Below are 23,122 nucleotides of genomic sequence, written 5' to 3'. Positions count from 1 at the left end.
ATATAATAAATAAAATAAACTATGAGCGAAAGTTATGTGCCACAATTGTGCTATGTTTTGGATCAATTCTGCTACACCATTGAATAATTGCTGGCTAACTTTGATAAGAAGGGATTAAAAATAATTAATAAATAAACCATATGAGCGCAATCAAAAGACCATCGTTCAAAGAACGATATGACAACTACATTGGTGGTAAATTTGTCGCACCAATTCAAGGAAAATACTTCGATAATATTTCGCCGGTAGATGGAAAAGTGTTTACTCAAGTTGCCCATTCAACAAAAGAAGATCTGGATCTCGCTGTCGACACCGCCGCTAAAGCTTTTGAAACTTGGGGACAAACCTCGGCTACAGAACGAAGTATTATCCTCAATAAAATTGCTGACCGCATTGAAGCTAATTTAGAATATATCGCCGCCGTTGAAACGATAGACAACGGAAAAGCGGTACGTGAAACATTAAATGCCGATATCCCATTGGCAATCGACCATTTCAGGTATTTTGCTGGTGTAATCCGCGCTGAAGAGGGGTCCATAAGCGAATTGGACAGCAATACAGTGTCACTGATTGTACACGAACCAATCGGAGTTGTTGCACAGATTATTCCATGGAATTTCCCGATTCTAATGGCCGTATGGAAACTAGCTCCGGCCCTTGCCGCAGGGAACACCGTCGTATTAAAACCTGCTGAAAGTACACCCACATCCATTCTTGTCCTTATGGAGATTATCGGTGATCTGATTCCTGCCGGAGTAGTCAATATCGTTAACGGTTTCGGCGCAGAACTTGGTCGTTCTTTGGTCACAAACCCAAAGGTTTCCAAAGCAGCATTCACTGGTTCCACAGCAACTGGACGTTTGGTTATGCAATATGCGACTGAAAATATCATTCCGGTAACCCTAGAATTGGGTGGGAAATCGCCCAATATTTTCTTTAGTTCGGTTATGGATGCAGACGATGCATTTTTGGACAAAGCAGTGGAAGGAGCCGTATTATTCGCACTCAATCAGGGCGAAATTTGTACCTGTCCTTCTCGTTTACTGATCCAGGAGGACATTTATGAAAAATTTATCGCTAAAGTAGTCGATCGGGTTAATCAGATCAAAGTGGGCGATCCATTAGACCCAACAACAATGATGGGTGCTCAGGCATCGAAGATCCAAAAGGACAAAATTATGTCCTATATTAAACTTGGCAAAGAAGAAGGGGCCGAAGTATTGACCGGCGGTGATGAAAACAATGTCGGTGCTGGTTTTGAAGAAGGCTACTACATCAAACCTACCCTATTCAAAGGCGATAATAGCATGCGTATTTTCCAGGAAGAAATCTTCGGCCCCGTGTTGGCAGTCACCACGTTCAAGGATGAACAAGAAGCAATTGCTATCGCCAACGACACCATGTATGGTCTCGGAGCAGGTGTATGGACCCGAGATGCACATCAGCTTTATCAGATCCCACGTGCCATACAAGCAGGACGTGTTTGGGTAAATCAGTATCACTCCTACCCAGCGGGTGCCCCATTTGGCGGATACAAACAATCAGGAATTGGACGGGAAAACCATAAAATGATGCTTGCCCATTACAGACAGGCCAAAAATATGTTGATTTCCTACAGTAAAGAAAAACTTGGTTTCTTTTAACTGAAGCGTACCGGGTATTCTTTTCGAACAGCTAGATACCCGAGTTTAGGGGGAGCAAATGCTGCCCCTTCAGCTGAATTTCCTATTCGTCAACGCTAAAACACATAAACGAATTTCACCATGATCAATAGACTAGACATCACTGAAAAAGCCAGGGAGCTCATTCATGAACTTGAAGCGAAGCATGGTAAATTAATGTTTTATCAGGCCGGAGGTTGCTGCGAGGGTACACAGCCACAGTGTTTTGAGGAAGGAGGTTATTTTCCTAGGACAAATGACGCCATGATCGGATTAGCCGAAGGATATGAGTTTTGGGTGGATCGGGATCTCTTTGAATATTGGAAACATGCGCATTTCACACTCGATGTGCTGGATGGATTTGGTCCGGGGGGATTCTCATTGGAAACCCCACTGGGTAAAACTTTCAAAGTTCATTATCGTTTATTTACAGCCGAAGAACTTAACGACCTCCGCCCCATCAAGAGAAACGAATGACAAAAAGGGTCGCATTGCAATCTGCGACCCATTTCCATGTTATAATTTTAAAAAATCTCCCTTGAGTTTCCGCATTCGGAAGCTAAAATTTTATTCAATATCCAAGCCTTCAAGGACTGGAATTGGCTGTCTGTTTTCATCAAGGGCAACAAATGTAAAAACACCCTCAATGGCCAATTCTCTTCCTTCCTTGTACATATGTTCCAAAAATATGTCGACCTTCACCTTCAAGCTGGTCCGGCCTACATTTTGAACCCGCGCGACCGCTTCAATAATACTTCCGGAAGGAATTGCCTTATTGAAGTCAATACGGTCTGTCGATACAGTCACCAACGTTTTGCGGCAAAATCGTGTCGCAGCCATAAACGATACTTCGTCCATAATGGACATCGCCTTGCCGCCGAATAAAGTATCGTGATGATTTGTCAAAAACGGAAACACGGTCGTGCAAACATGTGTTTCTGATAAATCAATACGTTCTTGTAAAGTCATTTATTGTATTATTTAGTGGATTTAAGAGGAGACAAATGTAAACCAATCTAGCTCCAGTTCCGTCATTTTTATTCCATATTTTCGTCAATATCCACGCCTATACCTTTCAATAAAAGCGACGCATTGAATATCTTACATTCCCCTATCTTCAGCTTATAATCAAACAGCATCTGCCCCGCATCAACACGAATGTCAAAATGATAATTTTTGATATCTCCCGGGAATTCCTCTTGTAAACTGGACAGTTGTAAGTCGTGTGTAGCCACCATACCCTTACCGTCCAATCGAACCAGTTTCTTTATGATTGCACGGGAGCCAAGATATTTGTCGACTGAATTTGTTCCACGAAGCATCTCATCGATTAGAAAAAAGCTATCGCTATGTACTGAAACTGTATCCAATATAAATTTCATCCGATTCAGTTCTGCTTTAAATGTCGACGTACTTTCATTCAGGTTATCCTTGATGCGCATATAGGATATTAGTTTGTAAATCGGGAGCTGAAAAGAAGTCGCTGCAACCGCAGCTCCGGCATAAGCCAAAATTGCATTAATACCTACTGTCCGCAGAAATGTACTCTTTCCAGCCATGTTTGAACCTGTTACCAAAGCAACACGATGATCTATACTACTGTAATCATTGGCGACGACCTGACTGCTTGGGATCAGTGGATGATATAACCCTTGCGCGTCAATCTTATTTTCCAGCGGATTATCCAAAATTACTGGATAACTATAAGACGAATGGTTTCTCTTCCAAATAGCAAGACTAGTGACAGCCTCCACCTTAGCCAAGGTATCGAATGAATTCAGAATCTCGTTTTCGTATTTATTCTTCCAATCAACAATAGCCAATACTTGTCTAAAGTCCCAAAGGAGAAATAGGTTTAGAAATAGCCCAACAAAGACATTATTCCGTGCGTCCAAGTTGTTAATAAGACCAGCGAGTTTTTTAAAGGCAAAGGAAATGGATGCTGTTCCCCGGTTTTGTTTTAGCTCTCCGGCGATCTCCTGCATAGCAATAGACTTCCATGCGTGGTCTTCGATCGATTGAATCGCATCTGCATATGATCCCAGCACGCCACCAATTTTGTCTATTCGCGACGAGAACATACTCACACTTCCTGCTTTGGCCAATGCCCAAAGAATATGAAATAGTCCTATCAAGGTTGCCACTCCAGCCAATTTTGGCACGAAAAAGCTGCCCGCTAAAACGACCAAAAATAAAACAGGGCCTGCTTTGATATAAAATCGCATAAAAGCATTTCCGAATTGAAAATTTCGGTCTTGAAAGTAATTTGTCAAAAATGCCTTGATATCCAATTTATGGTTCAGATTGGCCAAGAGCTTTGCCTGAAAATCCCATATCCATTCGGATTCATTTTCGAGTTCCTGTGATGCTTCTTGATTGCGTTGAATTTGATTGCTTTGGAGAGGCGCATCAAGCCAAGAAGCCAAAAGATCAATCCCCTGTTTGGTCGTTGCCCGATTTATCTGCGCGAATAAGGAGTATGTGCCAAAGATATCCATATCGGAGCTATAAGGATGAGCTCCGTTTTCGAAATGCTCACCATGGTCATACATGTTTAGTTTCCCTTCTGCTAGGGCCTGTTCATTTGCCAAAACTTTCAGATAAGCTTCAAAATAGTTCTTCTGAAGCTCTAACTGGCTCTGCTTCCGCACCAGATAGGCAAATAGGAACAATAGTCCAAAAAAGCAGAAAAAAACCAGCGGAAGGCTTTCCAGTTGAAAGGTATAAAATAACAACGCTCCGCCACCGAGTATCACAAATAGCCGCGACAAGCTGAGCGTGTTGACTTGTTTATTTAATTTGACCACAGTTGAAGCGGTTTCGCGATGCTTCTGGTCATATTGTATTGCAGTTGGCGTCATAAGGTGAATATTTATTCTTTCACGTTCATTTCAATTTAATCATGGCTATTTTGCATCTGCTCATGAAACAAGGGCTCGATTGTCACTCGCAGACCTTGGGGGAGGCCATCGGAACTGGTTGAATGGATCTCCTACCAAGCTTGATCACCCACCAAAGGCACAAAACGAAACGTATCCAATTCGATACGGTCAAAATCATTTTCACCTACCCGAATGATCGTCATCATCTTTTGCGATTTTTCGTCTCCTACAGGGATCACAAAAATTCCGCCCATTTTCAACTGCTTCAACATAACCTCTGGCACGAAAGGCGCACCTGCAGTGACAATAATCTTGTCATAAGGGGCGTGCTCTTCGATTCCCTTGGAGCCATCACCTAAAAAGAAATTTGGTTTATAGCCCATGTAGGGCAACACTTGAATGGTTCGTTGATATAGGTTTTCCTGACGTTCGATAGTATACACTTCTGCGCCAAGTTCCAACAAGATACAGGTTTGGTACCCCGATCCCGTACCAATTTCCAGTACTTTATCTCCTTTTTTCACGTGGAGCAGTTCAGATTGATAGGCGACGGTATACGGCTGCGAAATTGTTTGTCCGTCACCTATTGGAAAAGCAATATCCCGATAGGCCTGATTCCAGAATGTTTCATCAAAAAAATAGTGACGTGGTACCTTGCCAATGGCATCTAATACTTTCTGGTCCGCAATGCCCCGGCTTTTTAGATGTTCAACCAATTTCTTACGAGCACCTTTCTCCCGATAATTATCAATAAACTTGTACGCCATGATGTTTCAAATTTACCTTTTAAAAGGCACATTAAACAGAATTAATCACAAATAATTCAATACCAACACTGTACGTATTTTCAAGTTAATTTGCTTTATTTTCCGAATCATCTTTCCCTTAGGCTCAACCTCCGTTGACCTCTTGAATTTGGCCGCGAAGAAAACGATAAGCGCATGTGATTTAAGTTTACCAAGAACGCTCGTTTTTACAAGTTAATGCGGGCAATAGCTGTCACTAATAGGGATCTACATCGACCTGAACGCGCACACCAGCATTGGTTTTATCGATTTCAAAATCGAGGAGCACCGAACGGATCAATTCCTTGACCTTTGCAATACTAATATTTGTTCGCTCAATCTTCAAGGTAATGGTCTGGATAAAATTATTCCGCACACGAGAAACTAAAGGCGGCTCCGGTCCCAATACCCTTGCACCCAACTGTTGCCGCAGCGCCGAGGCAAAACGATTGGCCGAATCATAGCATTTCTGAAAATCCGTATGTTTAATATCAATCCGAATGAGACGGTAGAAAGGAGGATAAAGATAGTTTTTACGTTCTGTAATTTCAGTCATAAACATCCCTTCATAATCGTTATTGACCACCTGTTCTAAAACCCGATGATTCGTGGTGTAGCTCTGGATGATAACTTTTCCGCCGGCTTCACGTCGACCTGCGCGTCCTGCTACCTGGGAAAATAACGAAAATGATCGTTCATACGAACGGAAATCCGGAAAGTTAATGATCGTATCTGCATTGACAACACCAATAAGGCTTACTCTTCCGAAATCGAGCCCCTTAGCGACCATTTGTGTCCCTATAAGAACATCAAATTCATGCTCATCAAAAGCCGTGATAATTTTGTCGAAACCATATTTGCCTTTTGTGGAATCCAGATCCAAGCGACCGATGCGGATTTCGGGCATCAGGATTTCAAGTTCTTCCTCTACCCGTTCTGTACCGAAGCCTTTACTTTCGATATGGGGCATTCCACAGGCTGGACAAACACGAAGTGGAGGCTCCACATGACCACAGTAATGGCAATGCATCATATTAGAGCTCTTGTGATAGGTTAAGCTGACATCACAATTGACACATTTTGCAACAAATCCACAGGTATTACACTGGATCATTGTCGTGTGCCCACGTCTATTTTGAAATAATATAACCTGCTCTTTATTTTTTACAGCTTCTTCAATTGCCTTTAACAAGATACCCGAAAAATAGGAAAACATATTTTCCTTTCTTCCTTCTTCGGGAATATTCACCAACTCAATACTTGGCAATTGGGCATTGCCATAACGCTCAAGCAGCTGCACAAAGCCATACTTCTTAGCTTTGGCATTGTAATAACTTTCCAAAGAAGGCGTCGCGGATCCCAATAGTACTTTGGTCTGATGTAGAAATCCGAGGTAAATGGCCGTATCGCGGGCATGGTAACGTGGGGCTGGATCAAACTGCTTATAGGAGCTTTCGTGCTCTTCATCAACGATGATGATCCCTAAATCCTGAAATGGCAGAAAGACGGAAGAACGAGCCCCAATCACAACCTGAAATTCATTCTTCATGACTTTATGCCACACCTCGGCACGCTCATTATCATTAAACTTAGAGTGGTACACCCCCAGTTTATCGCCGAAATGCAACTTTAAGCGCGCTGTAATCTGCGCTGTCAGCGCAATCTCAGGCAGTAGATAGAGAGCTGATTTTCCCGCAGCGATTGCTTGTTCAATAAGCCGTATATAAATTTGTGTTTTTCCCGAAGCAGTCACACCATGCAACAGTGTAACGTCCTTCTCCTCAAACGACGCTTGTATTTCGGTATAAGCCCTTTGCTGATTTTCATTAAATTGAAAATTGGCATCCAGTTCGATATCCTCCCCCTGAAACCGGGATACAACCTTTTCCTTTATTTCAAAAACACCTTTATCAATCAAAGCCGTAATTGCACCGTTACCACAGCCCGAGGCCTCCGTCAACATGGGTCGCGTAATTTCCTCCGTTTTTTTGACCAGCTGCATAAATGCCAATACCGCATCTTGTTGTTTTGGTGCACGGTTTAAGCTGTCCAACAATTCTCTTTTTGCATCTTCATTTCGAAAGTCGGGCGCAAAACGCAAAAATGCTTTGGTCTTGGGTTTATATCGTTCTGTAATCTCTTCAGAAATCAAAACAATTCCTTTGTCAAATAATTGTTTTAATATAGGGAAGACTGTTTTTTGTCCCAGCAATTTCACAATATCATTGACTTTTAGTTCTCCCGCCACCTCCAAAGCTTCGATGATGAGATACTCCTTATCTGATAGTGTGGAACGGTCAAATTCTTCCTCAATCGATGAAACGACTTTGGTCTCACTGGCCAGCTTCAATGCCGAGGGCAGCGCAGCCTGCATGACTTCACCCAAACTACACATGTAATAATCGGCTAGCCAATCCCAAAGTTTAAACTGAGCTAAATCGACAATGGGTTTTTCATCAATGATGTCCAAAATATACTTTGCTTCATAGTGCTTTGGTGCTTCCTGGCTAATAGACTTGACAACCGCAGAATAGATCTTATTCCGTCCAAATTGCACGATGACTCGTACACCGACCTGCACACGATCGTTCCAGTCAACCGGAATACGATACGTATATGTTCTTGCTAATGCTAGTGGTAGGACCACATCAACAAACAGCGTATCTCTTTCACTAAAAATCGTAGATTGTGGATTGGACATAAATTCAAATTATGGTATAAAAGTACAAAAAAACCTTCAGGAATAGCGGTCAAACGACTCCGGCAATACATAAAACCGTCTACAATCATACGGCGCCAAAGCGACATCGGAGTGTGAAAGCCAAGCGATCACTGGTCAATCCATTGTAACCTAAAAAAGCCTTCCTGAATTTATTCAAGAAGGCTCTGTTATGATTAAATACGAATATGATTTCGTATCGACATAGGCAATTAAATAGGATTACGATTTATTTTTTAGCGCTGCTATAAATAGCGCAACCCAGCCAACGATCAAAGACAATCCTCCCAAAGGCGTGATAGGTCCTAAAATAGACGGATTGCCAAAGCCGGTTATTTCTCGCACACTTAAGACATACAACGATCCTGAGAAAAAAAGTATACCAATGAGGAAAGCAATAAATGATACTTTAATCGAGTACGTCTTTGCTCGCGAAAAAGTAGATAAAAATAACAGGGCGAAGGTATGATAGAAATGATACTGGTTTGCAGTTTTCCAAGTTTCAATATGATATGTACTTACCTTTCCTTCTAGACCATGAGCGCCAAAGGCACCTAATATTACAGCTAATGCTCCCAACAACGAAGCGGCTAAAATGATTTTCTTATTCATTATGTTAAAGTGAATGCTGAAAATGAGTTTCTAGCGATAAATGTATTAAAAACAGAGCAAAATAAGGAATTTTTTGTTAAATTTCTATTACAAAGGCGCATTATAGCAACGATTTTCTATCTCTTCCCATATATTTTTATTAGGTTTGTTTTACGTATGAATCATCATGAGCATCGTGCAGCTCACCAAGATCTTGAACGAGCTTCAAGATTTGTATATCCTTGATAAACATCTGCCGCATGATAACTTCATCACCATTTAAAAAACAAGTTTAGTGTACTTATCTGCTGAAAAGAAAATGAGTACCTCATAAATAGTTGTTCTGCTAAAAACTGCATTTTTAATCGTATCGACCAGCGGGTTAGTGACGATTTATTCGAGTTCTTATCAGGCATTGAAAAAAATAAAAAGGATGAAAAAAACAATCATCATCACTGTTATATTATTCATCGCGGTCATCGCGGCTACGATCTATCTTTTTGGAGACTTCAATAAAAACAATAAACAAGATTCTAAAGCTTTACAATATCTTCCTGAAAATACATTAACCATTGCCTCCTTTGCCAATGATCAGACTGTAGATACGATCTTTAACGACTATGAGCTCTTTAAAGCCATTATTGGCCAACGCAATTTCAGTAATTTGGAACGTCTTAAAGACGAATTATTACGTAGCGAACAGCTAGCACCTCTTGTAGCGGGGCAGCAAGTATTACTGTCTTTTCATCAGGAAAAAGATCAGATTACTCCGCTATATAGCGTTCAGGTTGGTCAAAGCATTGATAATAACGCGCTGGCAACATTGCTTGGAAACGTCGGTAAAAACTACAAGATACAACCCTTTGACACCTTAGGCCAACGATTTTATGGGCTTAATCAAGGTACTAAGGATAGTACACTTTATTGTGCCTATTCCCACGAAATCATTTTCGCCAGCTACTCTAAGCAGGTGCTTTCCCAGATCTTTGATAAACAGGTTAAGAAAATAAGTACCAAACAAATCGAGTTCTTCGTAAACCATAATAATAAAAACACACCACTTAGTCTCTATTTTTTCAATGAGCAACTGTCGCAAATTGCTCGAATACTAATGAAATCCAAATTTGGTACCTATCTCAACCTGATCGATTCGCTGAAGGGCCAAACGTCCTGGAACATGAATTTCAAAAAGGATGCTTTTATCTTTAAGGGTGAAACAGATCTCACGGCGAGCAAAAATAGCTACTTACAGTTATTTGCCACGCAGACGGCTCAAGTGCAAGCTCTGGGGAACTATCTCCCTAAAAATGCAGCATCTTATATAGACTTTAGTATCTCTGATCCCCGTAGTTTCCGCAGCGGATTAAAAGCCTTGTTAGTACAACAAAAAGAAGACGCTCGATTGACGAAAAGTATAAAAAACTTTGAAGAGGACAGCAAAGTATCATTTGACAGTATTATTGCGCCAATTTTCAACGATGAATTTGCACTCGCGGAACTGGACAATCAGGATGCGATTGGTTTGATTAGCATTTCGGATTCCACACAATTTGCCGATAATCTTAAGAAATTCAGTACTGCTGTAGGGGATTCGATCTATCAATTTAAATATTCGAATCTTTTACATGCATTATTTGGAGAACCTTTCAAGAGCTTTACCCGACCCTATTTCACTATTGTAGACAATATCATGGTTGTTGCTGGCCGAACAGGTATCTTGCGAGATTATCGTGAATCTTTCCGGGAAAAGCAATTTCTTTCGGGTACTGCAATTTTCAAAAATCATGCAGCATTGCAGAATAGCCGCAGTAACGTAACGTTCTATTTAGAACCTAAGGCTGGTAAAAGCAATATTCTGGATAACTTAAAAGCTGATTTCGCAAAGAACTTTAAAGATGAGGATGAATATGGCTTTCAAAATTTCTATTCATGGTCCTATCAGCTAAGTGGCAACCAAGGCACATTTTCGTCCAGTTTATATGCACTCTTTAAGAGTGATACGAGACTGGGGGGCAAACCAGAATGGACAGCTCAACTGGAGAACCGAATTATCAATAAACCTTGGATTTTAGATCAAGATGGGAAGAATAAGTTTATCCTGATTCAAGAACAAGATCACACGGTACATGCATTTTCGCCGGATGGAAAAGAGCTTTGGCAGAACCTCTTCCAAGGTGAAATTTTGGGCGAGCCAATTCAGTTACAGGATCTCAGTATTGTCGCCGTTACAAAAAACCGCTTATATCGTTTTATGCCAGATGGTAAAAACCGAACCGGTTTTTCAGTTGAATTGCCATACTCGGCGACTTATGGGGCTACAATTGCCACCTTCAATAAAGAGCAACGTATTTACATTCCCGCAACAGACCGCATTCTTGCCTATACACTCGACGGCAAAAAAGTGGAGGGCTTTGAAAATAATAGCGTGGACGGGCGAATTTTATTCGATTTAAAAACAACCAGTCTAGGGCAGACCAATTATATTATTGCCGGTACAAGCACTGCTTCCGTCTATTTCTTTGATCAAAATGGTAAGGTCATCCATAAAAAAACATTGGATACCGATGGAGAAAGTGTTAAAAATCCAATTGGTTTAGTTGCGGCCTCGGATGAGAAGAACTCCTTCATTTACTTGGCAAACAATAAAGGTAGTGTCTTCAAAATTCCTTTCGAGGGCGAAACCAAAAAAATAAAACTGGGTGACTGGGGCAAAGATGCTTTCTTTAATTTTGAAGATATTAGCGGTGGTGCCGACAGAGACTTTGTTATTCTAGCCAACAACAAACTGAATGCCTACAGTGTAAGAGACTCTTCTTCCTACTTTGAATATAAATTCATCGAAGAGGCCAGTAACAGACCGTTGTTTTTTAAACGAATAGGTAAATCTGATATCATTGGCGTAGGAACCGACAATCGCATGATCTATGTCTTCGGATCTGATGGCTTGGTTCAGGAAGGATTCCCTGTAGAAGGTTTTTCAAAATTCTATTATGGACCGATTAACTATGGCGACAATGCCAATTATCTAATCTGTATGAAGCGGGATTTCAAGATCTATGTATATAAGTTTTAAAAACCTGAAAATCATTTTTTTAGAATCAACACCAAACGCGATAAGATGCAAAAAGATCTTTATAAAAAATTTGTCTAATCTAATTTTTTTATAGTAGGTTTGCAGACTTAATATGACTATGCTGAAATCGGAAGAATTAAAAGAGTTATTGGCTGAACCAAAACGTATTGTAATTACAACGCACTACAAACCAGATGGGGACGCTTTGGGTTCATCTCTAGGATTGTATTTTTGGTTGACCGCGAAAGGACATCAGGTAAATCTCATTGTACCGTCAGACTTTCCTGCCTTTTTGGATTGGTTACCTGGCTTGGAAAATGTACAAATTTATACACAGGATATTGACCTGCACGATCAACAGATTGACGCAGCTGAATTAATTTTCTGCTTGGATTTCAATGGTCTTGCCCGTATTCACGAGATGGGTGAACCTATTCGTCAAGCGAAGGCAATCAAATGTATGATTGATCACCATTTGGATCCGGAAGGATTTGAAGACTACGCTTTTTGGGATTCATCTGCAGCAGCGACTGCACAATTGATCTATCGCTTCTTGGTCCATGAGATGCAAGATCCAGACCATATCAGTGCTGACATGGCGACATGCTTATATACCGGTATTATGACCGATACGGGCTCTTTCCGCTTCCGTTCGACCACTGCTGAAATTCACCGCATCATTGCATCACTCATTGATTGCGGCGCACAAAACTGGGCTATTCACGAAGAGATATACAATAGTTCGTCTGAAAGCCGCCTGAAATTCTTAGGGTTCTGTCTACTGAATCGTCTAGAGGTTATCCATGAATATAACACCGCCATTATCCATGTAACCAAAGCGGATCTCGCGAAGTTTGAAGTTATCACCGGCGATACCGAAGGATTGGTCAATTATGCACTTTCAATTAAAGGAATTCGATTGGCTGCTTTAATTATTGACAGAAATGAACAAATTAAACTATCTTTGCGTTCGATTGGAGAAGTTCCTTGCAATGAGATCTGTAAATTATATTTCAATGGGGGTGGGCATCTTAACGCTTCAGGCGGTAATTCGAAAGAAAGCCTCGAAGCAGTGATTGCTAAATTCAAATCGGTTTTACCAAATTATAAAGAAATATTAACAAAATAAGATATCGTAACATACATTAGAAAATGAAGAAAGCAATTCTATTTTTCGCGGCTGCCGGTCTTTTGATGACGTCATGCCAAAAATTCAAAAAGGCTGAAGGTGGTCTTGAGTATAAAATCGTAGATGATAATGCAAAAGAAAAAGCAGTATCAGGCGATTTATTAGCACTTGACATGGTTGTGAAAACGGACAGAGATTCTACAATGCAAAGTACATATGACATGGGAGTCCCTCAAATCGTTCAATTATATCCAGATAGTATCATCGCAAAAAATCCAGGTGACCCTACTGGTTTATTCAAATACGTAGGTGAAGGCGATAGCTTGGTATTCAAAATCAACTTGGATTCTATGGCTGCTAAAACACACCAACCAAAACCAGAGTTTGCAGATAAATTCATTGTTTATTCGATCAAAGTCAAAAAACACTTCAAAAAAGGAAAATTGACAGACCAACAATTGGGCGAACAAGTTCAGAAATATTTTGAAGAAGAATTGAACAAACACAAATCTGCTGAACCAGCTAAACTTGAAAAATATATCAAGGATAAAAACTTGAAAACAACAAAAACAGCTTCAGGTCTTCAATACGTAATCACGAAACCTGGAACAGGAACAAATGCAAAAGTAGGTGATTCTATTCATGTGAACTATGTAGGTTCATTAACTACAGGAAAAGTATTTGATACAAATCTTCCAGATGTAGCTAAAAAAGAGAAAGTTTTCAACCCTCAACGTCCTTATGAGGCATTAAAGTTCCAATTAGGTGTTGATGGTGTGATCCCAGGATGGACTGAAGCTTTCCAATTGTTTAACAAAGGTACAAAAGCAACTTTAGTCATTCCTTCATCTTTGGCTTATGGCGATCGCCCTTCAGGTGTTATCCCTCCATATGCTCCTTTAGTATTTGAAGTAGAAGTATTGGATATTAAACCTGGAAAAGTTCCTGCTCCTACAGCAACAACTCCAGGCATGGTAGCGCCTACTGGAACTACTGCTCCAGCGGCAACAGCTCCTGCAACGAAAGCTCCAGCAGCAAAAAAATAATTTGACTGTAAATTTCAGTTAACAAAAAAGCGGTTTCACCAAATTGAAACCGCTTTTTTGTTATTCCTGTTTTTATTGGTTATGCGTTAACCTTCTTATCTTCTTTTTTGATCTTCCGTATTTTTAGCCACAGTATTACTACGGCCAATATAAAACTGATGATCATAATGATGGTTAACGCGATCAGGGCCTTATCGGTATGGTAATTTTCAGCATGCTGAATAAACATTAACCTAAAAATTCGTAGATAATGGGTTGATGGGATTACATTTGCTATTGCCTGTACCCATCCTGGCATTAGACTCGACGGCCAGGTAAAGCCACTCAAGATAAATGCTGGCGTTGCAATGACCATAAGGACTTCTGTCGATTTCAATTGCGAAGGTAGGACAATGCTGACGAGTACACCGATAAAACATACGGCGAGCAGAAAGACGAAAGTACACAGGACAAAGCGCCCAAACTCGGCCTGTAAAGGCATACGGTAATACTGACCAAAACCCCAATATAAAACCAGAATACCAATAGACATCAAAACATAAGGTAATATCTTAACAAGAATAAGCCCAATTGGATTACCGATTTTACGTACAAGCTCTGGAAATGTATTACCTTCAAATTCGGAGGAAAAAGACAAAGCCAAGCCTAAGAGCAAGACCTGCTGCAGCACGGTAATAAGCACTCCCGGCAGCATAAAATACAGGTAATTTCCACTTCGGATATTTTGCTTAACAAAAGTTGTCTTAAAAGGTTCGTACTGCTGTGCAGCAATCTTTGCGGGAACACCACGTTTCATTTGAGCCTGAATCTGTATACCCGCTTTCAACGTCGAGGCACAAACATTAACAGCCATCATGGCTGTATTGGAGGTCAACGTATTGGCACCATCTACGAAAACAGTCATTTCGGGCAAACGTCCCTGTTGTACTCCAGATGCAAAACCCTTAGGAATATGCACAATCGTTGTTGCCTCATATTGCATGGCAATATCTTTTGAATCAAATAAGGACGGTAATACACGGGCAACGTCAATACTCTCATTATCGGAAAGCATATCAATAAATGAACTGCTTAAGGGGCTATTATCCTCATCAACCACAATGATCGGCATATGCGTTACCTTACCTTGTTGATAGACGTGCCCCACCAAAACACCGTACAATACAGGTGCCCCCAGAAAAAGCATCAATAGCACTTTATTATTGAAGAAGAGCTTAAACTCTCGTTGGATCAATTCTAAAAATTTTTTCACAGTCAAGCTCTTTAATTCGCATGGAGAACCACAAGCGTTTTTGTTAACAAATCTTTGCTACCGGCAGCATCTTCAGGGATAACCTTCAATTCAAATACAGCCTGTTGCGGATCGAAATCAGGATAAGCTGAGGCGATGCTTGCATACGAATTTAAGGCTTTAATACTAATCACCTTCGCTTTAACCTTTTTGTGATTCAAATAAGGAATTTCTACCTCCACGACCTCTCCTTTTTGAAGTCTCCCCATTTTATTTTCGGGCAATGTGAATCTAAAATAGGTCGATCGATCGAGGAAACCATTTATAATGGGATAACCAGCCATCGCCAATTCACCGACTTTCAGATTAATCGTCTCCACACTCATGTCCTGTGGAGCAATGACATATTTCTCCTGCGCAGCAACATTGACTTCAGAGATCGCTCCAAGTGCACGTTCTTTTTGCCCCAAGGCCATAATCTGCTGTTCCTGTCTAGCCCCACCCCTTGCTTCAGCTAATTCAGCCTGTGCTGCAAGATATTGATTTTTGGCTCCCTGATATTTGGCGTAGGTCTCGTCGTACTTTTGTTGTGGAATAAGACTGTCCTGCAGAAGGGCATCCAAGCGACCTATAGATTTTTTCGCAAATTCATATTGTTCCTTAAGTCCATCTACCTTCGCTTGCAATTGCACGAGTTGTCCTTTCGTAGCGCCCCGGACTGCCATGTTATATTGTGCATCAGCAGACTGTAGTGCCCCTTTTGCCTGTTCTTCTTTAGCATCCACTTCGGGAATACTCAAAATAGCCAAGGTATCACCCGCATGCACAAAGTCCCCTTCTTCAACCAGAAGCTTCGCAATTTTTCCCGGGACCTTTGTCACAACCGTCACCTGCTCACGCTCCACCTTACCTTCAATAGGCTTCTCCTTCACTTGATTTGTACAAGAAACAAAAATAAACAGCGATAATATCCCATATAAATTCTTCATGTTACTCATGTATAGTTTGTAATAATTTTCCTGATGTATGTAGTAATTCGACCGCAGCAGTACGTTGCTGCAATACATTGTTAAAATAACCCAAATTAACTTTGTACCAATCGTTTTCAGCAGCCAACAACTCCGTAACATCTATTAAGCCGGCTTGATACTGTTTAACAGCCATAGAAAGGTTATTTTCGGCAACTTTCAACTGCTGTTCTCCCACTTTCAACTTTTGGTTGCCAGTCGTATAGGTGACTGTATTCTTGCTCAATAATAGATTTAACTTTTCCTGCGTATCTTCCCGCTTGGTCGTATTGATATGTTGATCGAGTTTGACTTGCTTAATTTTATTGTGATGTTCCCCGCCGGTATAGAGATCCCATTTAACCCCTACGCCGACCATGACATTGGGACTTCCCTTGATGGAATTAAGTGGCAAATTGACTGTACCAAACAGGGGTTGGTCTTTCACCGTGAGTTTAGAATTGAAAACATTCAGATAGTTTGCAGATCCAAAGGCAAAGACAGCAGGAAGAGCTCCCCCCTTTTCTTTTTTATACAGATATTCATACGCTTTTGAAGAAGCATCTAGCGCTTTCAATTCGGATCTTTGTTCGACATCACGTGGTAGCTCTGACAAAAATATAGGTTTAAGTCGATAATGAATTCCACCAACCTCATGAAAAGACACGCCAGTTTCTTGTTCGATCTTTTGGCACAACAAATCCCGATTGCCAGAAAGTTCTACCTTTTTCTCTTCCAATTCCAGTAATGCCAATTTCAATTTATCTCGATCATAAGGTATTGCAAGTCCATTTTGAATCGCTTTATTCACCTTTTCCTGCTCTTTTTTTAATCGCTTTTCAGAATCTACAATTAATTTATCCACCTCATCCAACAACATTAATTGATCAAATGATGCTATAATATCCTTAGAGAGTGTCTCTCGACTGGCCGATTCTAAATATTGTTGTGCCGCAGCTTTCTCCTGCAATGCTTTTATTCCATTCGGAATCTGTAATCCGGAAAAGATAATCTGCTTTACAGACACTCCCGCATAAGCAGCTTGCCCATGCATACTAAATCCTGTTGCTCCTTCAAACAGGCCTAGGTTCAACAAAGGAATATTAACTGTAGGAATATCAATACTCCCATTGCTATGTACATAACCGTATAGCCCGAGTGCGGAGACGTGCGGCAACCGATTTGCTTTAACACCATCAGCTTCCAGACGTGCTTTATCGACTTCGTAAGCCTTCAATTTCAATTCTTTATTTGTCTGAAAGGCTTTTTGAATAATGTCTTTTATCGATGGGTCAATCAATGATTGCGCATGTAGTTTGTTTATAAACATAACCGACGCCAAAGTCAACAAACCCAGGCATAACCTCTTATTCATCATATGATTCATTTATTCTTATAAAAATAGGACAACAACCGCCTCTTTTATCTATTTAACAGTAAATCTTACGGTATGTTTGACTTCTGACTCTTTTTATTACGACCTATCTTTCCAAGGGGCAATAATAATCGTTACTACTGTCCTCATGGCATGAAGGGGCGGTCCTCCTCCTAATGGCGTTTTCCAAGATACGAAAAAGGAATTCATCTCAATCGAAGGAATCCAGTATTAATTTTCATTTTTGCTAATTAATAAGTTATCTTTGGAGATCGAATTGAAATTTTGGTAATTAAGTCTACCACTTTATTCGATAATAATAAAAACAAGTTTTTACCCTAACCCACTGCTTCCACGCAGAAAACTATGTTGCTTACAGATACACATACACACATTTATTACCATGCAGGAACCGAAAAACTGCAAGAACATCTACAACGTTGCTTTGATAATGGCATACAACGCCTTTTTTTGCCGAATGTGAATAGCGCTTCCATAAAACCTGTATTTGATACCGTAGCAGCTTATCCAGAACATTGTTTTCCCATGCTTGGATTACATCCCTGCGACGTAAAGGAAAACTATGTGGAAGAGTTAGAAACCATCCGAAAGAGCTTGGAAACAAACAAAGTCCATGCCATAGGTGAGATTGGGCTGGATCTTTATTGGGATAAAAGCACGCTTGAAATTCAAAAAGATGCCTTTCGAACTCAGGTTCAATGGGCTAAAGAATTAAATTTACCAATCGATATCCATTGTCGGGAAGCCTTTACTGAATTGTTCGAATTATTGGAAGAACTCCACGACGACAGACTGTTTGGCGTTCTGCACTGCTTTACGGGCAGCCTGGAGCAGGCCCATCATTCGATCGATTTAGGGTTCGCCCTTGGTATTGGCGGGGTCGTTACCTTTAAAAAAGCGGGCTTAGATCAAGTCGTTAAAGAAATCGACTTGAAGCATATCGTTCTTGAGACCGATGCACCCTATCTGGCACCTGTCCCTTTCCGCGGTAAAGAAAATGAGAGCAGCTATTTGGTTTACGTCGCTCAAAAAGTAGCTGATCTGCATCAGATTTCCGTCGAGAAGGTCGCCGAAATCACAACAGAAAATTCAAAACGTATATTTGGTATATAATTTCAAAACTCAATGCATAATATCTTTATTATCTACACAGGTGGGACCATTGGAATGGTTAAAGATGAAACAGGAACATTCGTTCCTTTCGACTTTGAATTGATCAAACGTAATCTCCCTGATTTAAGTCGCTTAGACTATAAGCTGACCGTGCACTCTTTCGAACCTATTATCGATTCATCCAACATGAAGCCTGAAATATGGATTGAAATGGCACAAATTATTAAGGATAACTATGCGAATTACGACGGTTTTGTTATTCTACACGGTTCCGATACAATGGCTTTTACGGCCTCCGTACTGAGCTTTATGTTGGAAGGACTCCAAAAACCGGTCATTTTATCCGGCTCTCAGCTACCTATCGGTGAGATCCGAACGGACGCCAGGGAGAATATGATGACAGCGTTGGAAATCGCTTCGGCGAAGCAGGATGGCATCTCCATTATCCAAGAGGTATGTATTCTTTTCGACAATAAATTATTCCGCGGCAATCGCTCATTTAAATATAATTCGGCCAAATTTGAGGCCTTTAGATCGCCAAACTATCCTGTATTGGTCGAAGCTGGTATTCACCTCAAATACAATACAGATGCTTTATTAAATAATATTGATAAAGAATTTATCCTACATACCAAACTGGACAACAGGGTAGCTGTATTAAAATTATTTCCGGGAATCTCTGCGCAAACTATCAAAGCAGTCCTGGATTCCGATGTCCGCTCCATTGTTATGGAAACATTTGGATCGGGCAATACAACCACCGACACCTGGTTTCTGGATTTATTGAAGGAAGCCATTGAACAAGGTAAAAATATCCTCAACATTTCACAATGTAAAGTAGGGTCTGTTGAATTAGGTCGTTATGAGACTTCACAAGGACTTAAATCTATCGGCGTGCTCAATGGCTACGACCTTACATTTGAAGCGGCAGTAACTAAATTGATGTATCTTCAAGGTGAGTTAGAAGATCAAAAAGAAGTCGCCTATTGGATTGAAAAGGATATTCGTGGTGAATTGACAATCAATGACTAATGACCAACGGTACAAAAGTATAAAAAGGGAGCTGCACGTCATGCAGCTCCCTTTTTATGATCAATTTCTATGAATTCCTCCCGCAGATTTATTTGCGAGAAAAGGTGATATTCCTAGTCGTGCGTCAAACTAGCCAGCACTTCCGCAACAACAAAATTGCTTCCGCCAACAAAAATTAGGTTACCTTGCTGATACGCCTCTTTTGCTGCATCAAACGCGGCTTCCACGGATGGATAATCGAGTCCAACTAGACCAAATTCCAAAGCTTCTTTTCGCAACACATCCGCTGGCATTGCACGCGGCATATCCGGAGCGGAGAAATAATAGATTGCATCCTTCGGCAGATAAGGCAACATATGGGATAAATCCTTATCACGCATTGCCCCTATCACAAAGTGCAATTTATCATAAACCGTTGTCGCCAAATTTTTGAGCACTTCATGAATTCCGTCCTCGTTATGCCCTGTATCGCAGATGATAAATGGATCCTTAGACAATTGTTGCCACCGCCCTTGAATTCCTGTACTTGTTTGCACGTTTTTCAGCGCGCGATGAATATGTTGATCACTGATCTCAAAGCCCAGTTGACGTAACTCATCCACAGCTAATAACACGCCGGCAAGATTTTTCACCTGATAAGAGCCTTTAAGATCGAGCTGATATGTTGCTTGATGACCGTTAGGATCAATAGCCTGCACTGTTAAATAATCTTGGTCGACTGCCAGCATCTTGGTCTCATACTTGTCAGAAGCGAATTGTATCGGCGCATGCTCCATCGCTGCTTTATCCACAAACACAGCAGCCGTTTCTTCGGCATATTCCGAAATAACGACAGGTGTATCTCTTTTGATAATTCCCGCCTTCTCCGCAGCAATTTCTGCCAGTGTATTACCGAGAAGATTCATGTGATCAAAACCGATATTGGTAATTACGGACAGCAAAGGCTGAATAATATTGGTGCTATCCAAACGCCCGCCAAGGCCGACTTCAATGACAGCGATATCAACCTTTTTCTTCTCGAAATAATCAAAAGCCATGGCTACAGTAATTTCGAAAAAGGATGGACTGACTTCTTCTATAAGCTCGCGATGGGTATTGACAAAATCGACAACAAATTCTTGCTCACATAACTTTCCATTGACACGAATACGTTCTCTGAAATCCAGTAAATGTGGTGAAGTATAGAGACCGGTCTTATAGCCTGCTTCGGCCAAAATAGCGGCCAACATATGGGAGGTAGATCCCTTTCCGTTTGTGCCAGCAATATGTAAAGTTTTGAATTTTCGCTGTGGGTCGTCCAACGCAGCGCAAAGTTTGATGGTATTGTCAAGGTCTTTTTTGAAGGCAGAGGCGCCATCCCTTGTAAACATAGGCAATCGAGTATACAGATACTCAATTGCCTCATTATAAGCATTCATGTGAATGATTTTTATCTTAATCTAAAATTGAACACAATCCGTCCCGTCTGTGAGTTGGGGGCATTCGGCAATTGGTTTAGCCTAGCGCCACGTACAGCACGCTCACATTTCTCCAATAACGATGGATCGGTGATCGTCGTTCCTTTTACACCAGCACGCGCATAGGTGATAACCCCTTGCTTATTGACTCTAAACTCCACAGCAACCTTTCCTGCTTGCTGTCCATTGTCGTCGATACTTGGCCGTTGCGTAAAGCTTCGGTTTTCAATAGACAACATCATGTTACCGTTTCCAGATCCTCCTTCGCCATAATTACTTGCTAAAGGATCACCTAGTTTGGAACCTTGATTTCCAGGTGTTGTTCCTGTACCATCACCAGCTCCTTTACCATTATTTTTATTCCCTTTAAAAAGTGCTTTAGCGTTTGCCTGCGGAGCCACTTCCTTCACTTCTTTGGTGGTTTCAGGCGCCTTTGATACTACCTTTTTTTCGGTTTTTGTTACCGCAGGAGCATCTTCCAGATCTTGCGTAGCGACTGCCTTCTCCGCAACTTGTTGCGTTGGAGTTGGGGTAGGTGTTTCGACAGGATCGATACGGTCTGGGCGCTCATTATTCGCATTGGGATCTACAGAAGGTTCCTCAACGCTCATATAGTCATCCCCCATACCTTCGGGTGATGTCCCATAATTAACGATCATTCCCCCCATTCCATATTCATCCGGAGCCTGTGCCTTAAAAACAACAAAAAAACCAATCAAGAGCAACGATGCCATGACTAGAGTCGATATCCCCAGCGCTTTGGGGAAATTATTTTCTTCATGTTGAAGATGATATCTCATCGCATTAATCTCCTATATTAACATATGAACAATAAACTCTCAAAAAGTTTAATTATTCTTACTTATCTTTTTTGGGTTCTGTTGCCAATACCACTTTAATCTTCAATCGATTAGCTACATCCATAACAGAAATAACATTTTGAATAGGAACCGTATTATCGACATAGAGCATAATTGTCACTTCCTCGCCTGCAGCCATTTGGGATTGAATTGCAGCCTCCAATCCTTCAATTGGAACGGGTGTTTTATCAATAAAATAGCCCAAATCTTTTGTAATCGATACCGTGACGGTCTTTTTAGCAACAGATTGTTCTCCCGCACTTGACTTTGGCAACAATAGCTTCACCACTTGCGGATTAGAAACTGCAGAAGCCAACAGGAAGAATAACATCAGGAAAAACATGATATCATTCAGCGCTGAAGTATGTACTTCCGCAGATGGTTTATTTTTTCTACTTCGTAAGTTCATTATCTTCCGGGTTCATCCAATAAATCAATAAATTCTACTGCATCCGTTTCCATCCGTAAAATCAATCGTTCCACCATCATATTCAGGATATGGTAGCCTAAATAAGCTAAGATACCCACCGCAAGACCTGATGCAGACGATACCATTTTTACATATAGTCCCCCAGATACAGAAGCAATATCAATACCACCTGCTAATTCCACGTCGTGGAAAATCTTAATTACTCCAAAGATCGTACCTACGAAACCAAGCATAGGGGCAATACCAGCAATAATACCCAAAATATTGATGTTCTTTTCTAACTTGGCAACTTCCAATTTACCCACGTTTTCGATCGCTCCTTCAATATCTTTGATCGGTCTGCCGACACGCAATAAGCCTTTTTGCAACATGCGTCCCAAAGCTGAGTTACTTGAACGAACTACAGCTAACGCTGAATCCAAGTTCCCCGACAACACATTTGCCTTTACTTGCGACATTAAGCTGTTATCATATTTTGCAGCACGACGAATCGTCAAATAACGCTCAAAAAAGATAACCAATCCAATAAAGAACAACAGTAAGATTGGAACCATAATCCATCCCCCTTTGATCATCATATCGATCAAACTCATGTTTTCTGTAGGCGCAGCAGCAGGTAATGGTTGTTGTGCAGCTTGATTAAACGAATCCACAGCAACCCGTGCTGTATCTTGTACTAATGACATAATTATTAATAGTTTTATATAGTT

19 protein-coding genes are annotated in these 23,122 nt (G+C 40.8%); 7 read left to right on the top strand and 12 right to left on the bottom strand.

From position 1 onward, the window contains the following. Positions 1 to 140 precede the first annotated feature (140 nt). Together B4Z90_RS19210 and B4Z90_RS19205 are read left to right on the top strand one after the other, a co-directional pair. The gene (locus B4Z90_RS19210; RefSeq protein WP_070561223.1) at positions 141 to 1,643 is read left to right on the top strand and encodes an aldehyde dehydrogenase family protein; all 1,503 of its coding nucleotides are present in this window, start codon (positions 141 to 143) and stop codon (positions 1,641 to 1,643) included. 120 nt (positions 1,644 to 1,763) lie between these two features. Continuing rightward, the gene (locus B4Z90_RS19205) at positions 1,764 to 2,138 is read left to right on the top strand and encodes a DUF779 domain-containing protein (RefSeq protein WP_112374846.1); all 375 of its coding nucleotides are present in this window, start codon (positions 1,764 to 1,766) and stop codon (positions 2,136 to 2,138) included. A gap of 90 nt (positions 2,139 to 2,228) precedes the next feature. On the opposite strand, the gene B4Z90_RS19200 is transcribed toward B4Z90_RS19205, so the two are convergent. The 5 genes from B4Z90_RS19200 to B4Z90_RS19180 form a co-directional block, all read right to left on the bottom strand. Then, positions 2,229 to 2,630 carry an acyl-CoA thioesterase gene (locus tag B4Z90_RS19200; protein ID WP_070561224.1) on the bottom strand — a complete coding sequence of 134 codons (402 nt, stop codon included), beginning with the start codon at positions 2,628 to 2,630 and terminating at the stop codon, positions 2,229 to 2,231. Positions 2,631 to 2,698: 68 nt separating this feature from the next. After that, complete coding sequence (locus B4Z90_RS19195; protein ID WP_115046637.1) at positions 2,699 to 4,522, bottom strand: MutS-related protein; 1,824 nt, start codon at positions 4,520 to 4,522, stop codon at positions 2,699 to 2,701. Between the two features lie 131 nt (positions 4,523 to 4,653). Further along, a complete protein-coding gene (locus tag B4Z90_RS19190; RefSeq protein ID WP_046672736.1) occupies positions 4,654 to 5,310 on the bottom strand; it encodes a protein-L-isoaspartate(D-aspartate) O-methyltransferase in 657 nt (218 codons plus the stop codon). Positions 5,311 to 5,545: 235 nt separating this feature from the next. Beyond that, complete coding sequence (priA, locus tag B4Z90_RS19185) at positions 5,546 to 8,029, bottom strand: replication restart helicase PriA (protein ID WP_112374849.1); 2,484 nt, start codon at positions 8,027 to 8,029, stop codon at positions 5,546 to 5,548. Positions 8,030 to 8,269: 240 nt separating this feature from the next. Continuing rightward, positions 8,270 to 8,659, bottom strand: coding sequence for a DUF423 domain-containing protein (locus B4Z90_RS19180; RefSeq protein ID WP_046672738.1), 390 nt, complete (start codon positions 8,657 to 8,659; stop codon positions 8,270 to 8,272). A 412-nt stretch (positions 8,660 to 9,071) separates the two neighbouring features. Here B4Z90_RS19180 and B4Z90_RS19175 point away from each other — a divergent pair, with 412 nt between their 5' ends. The 3 genes from B4Z90_RS19175 (at position 9,072) to B4Z90_RS19165 (ending at position 13,886) form a co-directional block, all read left to right on the top strand. After that, positions 9,072 to 11,711 (top strand): hypothetical protein, encoded by a 2,640-nt coding sequence (locus tag B4Z90_RS19175; protein ID WP_146753065.1) that lies wholly within the window; start codon positions 9,072 to 9,074, stop codon positions 11,709 to 11,711. 118 nt (positions 11,712 to 11,829) lie between these two features. Further along, positions 11,830 to 12,840: a DHH family phosphoesterase gene (locus B4Z90_RS19170; protein ID WP_286803001.1), complete on the top strand. Its 1,011-nt coding sequence runs from the start codon at positions 11,830 to 11,832 to the stop codon at positions 12,838 to 12,840. A gap of 23 nt (positions 12,841 to 12,863) precedes the next feature. Then, positions 12,864 to 13,886, top strand: coding sequence for an FKBP-type peptidyl-prolyl cis-trans isomerase (locus B4Z90_RS19165; protein WP_115046632.1), 1,023 nt, complete (start codon positions 12,864 to 12,866; stop codon positions 13,884 to 13,886). Positions 13,887 to 13,965: 79 nt separating this feature from the next. Here B4Z90_RS19165 and B4Z90_RS19160 read toward each other — a convergent pair whose 3' ends face one another. The 3 genes from B4Z90_RS19160 to B4Z90_RS19150 are packed head-to-tail and all read right to left on the bottom strand — an operon-like array spanning position 13,966 to position 17,502. Next, positions 13,966 to 15,138 (bottom strand): ABC transporter permease, encoded by a 1,173-nt coding sequence (locus tag B4Z90_RS19160; RefSeq protein WP_112374853.1) that lies wholly within the window; start codon positions 15,136 to 15,138, stop codon positions 13,966 to 13,968. Between the two features lie 11 nt (positions 15,139 to 15,149). Further along, positions 15,150 to 16,106 carry an HlyD family secretion protein gene (locus tag B4Z90_RS19155; protein WP_112374854.1) on the bottom strand — a complete coding sequence of 319 codons (957 nt, stop codon included), beginning with the start codon at positions 16,104 to 16,106 and terminating at the stop codon, positions 15,150 to 15,152. A gap of 1 nt (position 16,107) precedes the next feature. Next, the gene (locus B4Z90_RS19150; RefSeq protein ID WP_286709677.1) at positions 16,108 to 17,502 is read right to left on the bottom strand and encodes a TolC family protein; all 1,395 of its coding nucleotides are present in this window, start codon (positions 17,500 to 17,502) and stop codon (positions 16,108 to 16,110) included. Positions 17,503 to 17,865: 363 nt separating this feature from the next. Here B4Z90_RS19150 and B4Z90_RS19145 point away from each other — a divergent pair, with 363 nt between their 5' ends. Further along, on the top strand, positions 17,866 to 18,633 hold the full coding sequence (locus tag B4Z90_RS19145; RefSeq protein ID WP_112374856.1) for a TatD family hydrolase: 768 nt from the start codon (positions 17,866 to 17,868) through the stop codon (positions 18,631 to 18,633). Between the two features lie 12 nt (positions 18,634 to 18,645). Further along, positions 18,646 to 19,665: an asparaginase gene (locus B4Z90_RS19140; protein WP_046672745.1), complete on the top strand. Its 1,020-nt coding sequence runs from the start codon at positions 18,646 to 18,648 to the stop codon at positions 19,663 to 19,665. A gap of 113 nt (positions 19,666 to 19,778) precedes the next feature. On the opposite strand, the gene B4Z90_RS19135 is transcribed toward B4Z90_RS19140, so the two are convergent. Genes B4Z90_RS19135 through B4Z90_RS19120 form a run of 4 tightly spaced genes read right to left on the bottom strand, consistent with a single transcriptional unit; the run spans position 19,779 to position 23,098 of the window. Then, complete coding sequence (locus B4Z90_RS19135) at positions 19,779 to 21,083, bottom strand: bifunctional folylpolyglutamate synthase/dihydrofolate synthase (RefSeq protein WP_112374857.1); 1,305 nt, start codon at positions 21,081 to 21,083, stop codon at positions 19,779 to 19,781. A gap of 11 nt (positions 21,084 to 21,094) precedes the next feature. Next, a complete protein-coding gene (locus B4Z90_RS19130) occupies positions 21,095 to 21,922 on the bottom strand; it encodes an energy transducer TonB (RefSeq protein WP_286802998.1) in 828 nt (275 codons plus the stop codon). Positions 21,923 to 21,980: 58 nt separating this feature from the next. Beyond that, entirely contained in the window at positions 21,981 to 22,391 is a 411-nt protein-coding gene (locus B4Z90_RS19125; protein ID WP_046672748.1) for an ExbD/TolR family protein, read from the bottom strand. After that, positions 22,391 to 23,098: a MotA/TolQ/ExbB proton channel family protein gene (locus B4Z90_RS19120; protein ID WP_112374858.1), complete on the bottom strand. Its 708-nt coding sequence runs from the start codon at positions 23,096 to 23,098 to the stop codon at positions 22,391 to 22,393. The genes B4Z90_RS19125 and B4Z90_RS19120 overlap by 1 nt, the downstream gene beginning before the upstream one ends. Positions 23,099 to 23,122: the final 24 nt, after the last annotated feature.

Origin of the sequence: Sphingobacterium sp. UBA5639, assembly GCF_002421245.1 — a bacterium.
Lineage (GTDB): Bacteria > Bacteroidota > Bacteroidia > Sphingobacteriales > Sphingobacteriaceae > Sphingobacterium > Sphingobacterium multivorum.
The sequence above is the reverse complement of the archived record's forward strand: the minus strand, read 5'-3'. Positions and strand labels throughout refer to the sequence as shown.

Bases quoted from the DNA above. Each gene is read 5' to 3' on its own strand.
- B4Z90_RS19125 (WP_046672748.1), bottom strand. From the start codon at position 22,391: ATGAACTTACGAAGTAGAAAAAATAAACCATCTGCGGAAGTACATACT.
- B4Z90_RS19145 (WP_112374856.1), top strand. From the start codon at position 17,866: ATGTTGCTTACAGATACACATACACACATTTATTACCATGCAGGAACC.
- B4Z90_RS19190 (WP_046672736.1), bottom strand. From the start codon at position 5,310: ATGGCGTACAAGTTTATTGATAATTATCGGGAGAAAGGTGCTCGTAAG.
- priA (WP_112374849.1), bottom strand. From the start codon at position 8,029: ATGTCCAATCCACAATCTACGATTTTTAGTGAAAGAGATACGCTGTTT.
- B4Z90_RS19155 (WP_112374854.1), bottom strand. From the start codon at position 16,106: ATGAAGAATTTATATGGGATATTATCGCTGTTTATTTTTGTTTCTTGT.
- B4Z90_RS19210 (WP_070561223.1), top strand. From the start codon at position 141: ATGAGCGCAATCAAAAGACCATCGTTCAAAGAACGATATGACAACTAC.
- B4Z90_RS19130 (WP_286802998.1), bottom strand. From the start codon at position 21,922: ATGAGATATCATCTTCAACATGAAGAAAATAATTTCCCCAAAGCGCTG.
- B4Z90_RS19195 (WP_115046637.1), bottom strand. From the start codon at position 4,522: ATGACGCCAACTGCAATACAATATGACCAGAAGCATCGCGAAACCGCT.
- B4Z90_RS19120 (WP_112374858.1), bottom strand. From the start codon at position 23,098: ATGTCATTAGTACAAGATACAGCACGGGTTGCTGTGGATTCGTTTAAT.
- B4Z90_RS19170 (WP_286803001.1), top strand. From the start codon at position 11,830: ATGCTGAAATCGGAAGAATTAAAAGAGTTATTGGCTGAACCAAAACGT.
- B4Z90_RS19135 (WP_112374857.1), bottom strand. From the start codon at position 21,083: ATGAATGCTTATAATGAGGCAATTGAGTATCTGTATACTCGATTGCCT.
- B4Z90_RS19180 (WP_046672738.1), bottom strand. From the start codon at position 8,659: ATGAATAAGAAAATCATTTTAGCCGCTTCGTTGTTGGGAGCATTAGCT.
- B4Z90_RS19165 (WP_115046632.1), top strand. From the start codon at position 12,864: ATGAAGAAAGCAATTCTATTTTTCGCGGCTGCCGGTCTTTTGATGACG.
- B4Z90_RS19200 (WP_070561224.1), bottom strand. From the start codon at position 2,630: ATGACTTTACAAGAACGTATTGATTTATCAGAAACACATGTTTGCACG.
- B4Z90_RS19140 (WP_046672745.1), top strand. From the start codon at position 18,646: ATGCATAATATCTTTATTATCTACACAGGTGGGACCATTGGAATGGTT.
- B4Z90_RS19205 (WP_112374846.1), top strand. From the start codon at position 1,764: ATGATCAATAGACTAGACATCACTGAAAAAGCCAGGGAGCTCATTCAT.
- B4Z90_RS19150 (WP_286709677.1), bottom strand. From the start codon at position 17,502: ATGATGAATAAGAGGTTATGCCTGGGTTTGTTGACTTTGGCGTCGGTT.
- B4Z90_RS19175 (WP_146753065.1), top strand. From the start codon at position 9,072: ATGAAAAAAACAATCATCATCACTGTTATATTATTCATCGCGGTCATC.